Below are 3,167 nucleotides of genomic sequence, written 5' to 3' on the forward strand. Positions count from 1 at the left end.
GGCGCGCGTCCGCGTCCCGGGCGGCGCAAGGCGGTCTCATGGATGCCGTGGGTCAGCGGAGGGAACGGACCCGGCCGTCGAGGCCGAGCACCGCCGTGCGGCCGCCGGGGCGCAGGTGCACCAGGCGGTGCGAGCCTTCCCGCGTCACCTGCATCCGGGGGCCGGCCGCCGGGGTGAGGCGCAGGCAGATCTGGCGTTCGCTGCGGATCTGGTTCGTGCAGTCCAGTTTGAGGTTGGGCATGCCCGGACTCGGGTTGAACGGGTTGTACCGGACCGGGGCCGGCATGATCCAGCCGCAGAAGCCGCCGCCGCGCAGGGCGACGGTCTGCGCGTCCGGGCTGACGGCGGCCGTGCCCGAGGGGCCGGTGCCGCCGGTGGCGAACGTGTTGTCCACCCTGACGGCCGTGCCGCGCAGGTCGATGTTCCCCTCACCGACGGGAGTGCCGGTGCACGACATCGCCACGGCGTAGGGCATGCTCGTCACGATCTCGGAGCCGCTGTGCCGGAGCGAGCCGGTGGACGAGGCGAACTTCAGGTCGCCGATGTCCACGGTGAACGCGGCGGGGTCGAGACGGAGCCGGGTGAAGGTGGTCCTGACGCTCGTCCCTGGCGACGCGCCGCCGGCGGTGTATTGCGAGTAATTCTCGGACGAACCGGTCCTTTCGAGCGTCACGTACTCCTTGGGAGTCGTCGTCATGTCGGCGCAGTAGACCGTGAAGAGTTTCGCGCCGTCGCTCAGCAGATAGGTTCCGTCCGGCGCGCTGGGGGAGTTCTGGCGCACTTGCAGGCAGCTTCGGTATGCGACACCGGCGTCGGCGTGCGCGGGCACGGTCGCGGCCAGGGGGAGGGCCGCGCAGGTGGCGGCGAGGATCGCGGACGCCCGAAATGGCATTTTCGCCATGAACTCATCCTTTTGTCGGGGGATGATGCTGCCCGGCAGATTAACAGCCATTTTCTGAATGCAATATGGCCGCAAGGTAAGGGCGCGGATGGCGGTCGCGTCAAAGTTGTGCCGGGGCAAAACAAGAAGAATTCCGCTTTATGGCGATATTTATATTTTGCCGTGGAACGGGAAGTTCACCCGCCGGGCGGTGGCAGACTGGTGCCGGAGACCGTCGAGGCGCCGACGTGCGGGAAGGCCCCGGTGGAGCATGTGAGGCAGGGAGAGTCGGCTCGTTGAGCGTTGCTGAACCGTCGCCCGGGGTGGCCGGGGAGGCGACCGCTGGGCGCCTCCCCGGCCGGGTCCGGATGTGGCGGCCGCCGTGGGAGCTGGATCTGCGGGACGTCCTGGCGCCGCATCGGCGCGGGTCGCGCGATCCGGCGTGCCGGTTCGAGCGGGACGGGTCCGTCTGGCGGACGTCCCACACCCCCGACGGTCCCGGCACGCTGCGGGTCGGGTGGGCCGGGGACGCCGTCGAGGCCGAGGCCTGGGGGCCGGGCGCCGAATGGCTGCTGGACGGGGTGCCGGAGCTACTGGGGGCGGCCGACGAACCGGACGGGTTCGTCGCGCGGCACGACGTCGTCCGAGACCAGGCGCTCAAGCGTCCGGGGCTGCGGATCGGACGGACGCGGCGGGTCTTCGAGGCGCTCGTGCCGGCGGTGATGGAGCAGAAGGTGCTGGGGCAGGAGGCGTGGCGCGCCTGGGCGTACCTGCTGCGCCGTTTCGGGCAGCCCGCGCCCGGCGCCCCGCACCTGCGGGTGCCGCCGCCGCCGGAGGTCTGGATCCGGATTCCCTCGTGGGAGTGGCACCGGTCCGGCCTGGAGGCCGTCCGGGCCCGGACGATCATCGGGGCGGCGCGGGTCGCGCGGCGGCTGGAGGAGGACCCGGGCGAGGCGCGGCTGCGGTCGCTGCCGGGCATCGGCGTGTGGACGGCCGCCGAGGTCAGGCAGCGCGCGGTGGGCGATCCCGACGCCGTCTCCGTCGGCGACTACCACCTGCCCGGCCTGGTCGGCTGGGCGCTGGCGGGCCGCAAGGTCGACGACGCCGGGATGCTCGAACTGCTGGAGCCCTACGCCGGTCATCGATACCGGGTCACCCGGCTGCTGGAATCGTCCGGGATGCACCCGCCGAGGCGTGGCCCCCGTTTGCCGGTGCGGGACTATCGGTCCTTCTGACCGGGGCCTGCGCCGTGCGGCGGCGCAGCCAGAAGTTGTTCCGGGTCCAGTCGAGGCCGTCCCGGCTGTCGGCGCCGAAGAGGGGGCCGAGGACGGCGAGGGCGATGATGAGGCCGAGCACGTACAGCATGGTCTTCTTCCTTGGGATCGCAGTGGCGGCGTTCCCGCGCGGGGCGACCGGGGGAGCCGGGGTCTCCGCTCTCACCGTCGCACCTACAGTTTGACTCAGTCCAACATTCAGGTCCAGCGAGGCTTTCTGTAGGGATTGTGTAAGAATCTCTTCACCATGTTGGATCTCGGACGTCTGCGGGTGCTGCGCGAGCTCAAGCTGCGCGGGACGCTCGCGGCCGTCGCGGACGCCCTCGGCTACACGCCGTCCGCGGTGTCGCAGCAGCTCGCGCAGCTGCAGCGGGACGTCGGCGTGCCGGTGGTCGAGCGCGCCGGGCGGCGGCTGCGGCTGACCGAGGCGGGCGAGGTGCTCGTCGAGCACGCCGAGGCGCTCCTGGAGCGGGCGAAGCGGGCCGAGGAGGCGGCGCTCGCCGCGAGCGGGCGCGTCGCGGGCGCTGTGCGGGTCGTCGGCTTCCAGACGGCGCTGCTGCACGTCCTCGCGCCCGCGCTGCCGCGGCTGGCGGACACCTATCCCGACCTCGTCGTGGACGTGCTGGACGAGGAGTTCCACCGGGTGCTCCAGGCGCTGGTGCTCCAGGAGATCGACGTCGTGCTGAACGACGAGTACTCGCACCTGCCGCGGCCGCGCAGGCCGGAGCTGACCTCCGAGGTGCTCGTCACCGAGATCATGCGGGTCGGGATGCCGGAGGGCCACCCGCTCGCCGGGCCGGGCGGCCCGGTCCGGATGGCCGACCTGGCCGGGTGCCCGTGGGCCACCGGGCACGTCGGCACCAACCACGCCGACCTGCTCGAACGGACGTGCGTGGAGCTGGGCGGCTTCCGGCCCGACGTCCGCTTCAGGTCCAACGACCTCATGGTGATCTTCGCGATGGTCGCCCAGGGCGGCGCCGTGTGCCTGGTGCCCGACCTCGCGCTCGCCGAGC

Annotated in this window: 3 protein-coding genes; 2 read left to right on the forward strand and 1 reads right to left on the reverse strand. The window is 72.1% G+C overall.

The window, feature by feature from the left end:
• Positions 1-52: 52 nt before the first annotated feature.
• Complete coding sequence (locus AB0C69_RS40450; protein WP_360361782.1) at positions 53-901, reverse strand: GON domain-containing protein; 849 nt, start codon at positions 899-901, stop codon at positions 53-55.
• Positions 902-1,176: 275 nt separating this feature from the next.
• Here AB0C69_RS40450 and AB0C69_RS40455 point away from each other — a divergent pair, with 275 nt between their 5' ends.
• Complete coding sequence (locus tag AB0C69_RS40455) at positions 1,177-2,115, forward strand: DNA-3-methyladenine glycosylase 2 family protein (protein ID WP_360361785.1); 939 nt, start codon at positions 1,177-1,179, stop codon at positions 2,113-2,115.
• Positions 2,116-2,401: 286 nt separating this feature from the next.
• On the forward strand, positions 2,402-3,167 hold a 766-nt coding region (locus tag AB0C69_RS40460), incomplete at its 3' end, for a LysR family transcriptional regulator (RefSeq protein ID WP_360361788.1).

The sequence above is a fragment of the Actinomadura sp. NPDC048032 genome (assembly GCF_040653175.1).
Taxonomy (GTDB): domain Bacteria; phylum Actinomycetota; class Actinomycetes; order Streptosporangiales; family Streptosporangiaceae; genus Spirillospora; species Spirillospora verrucosospora.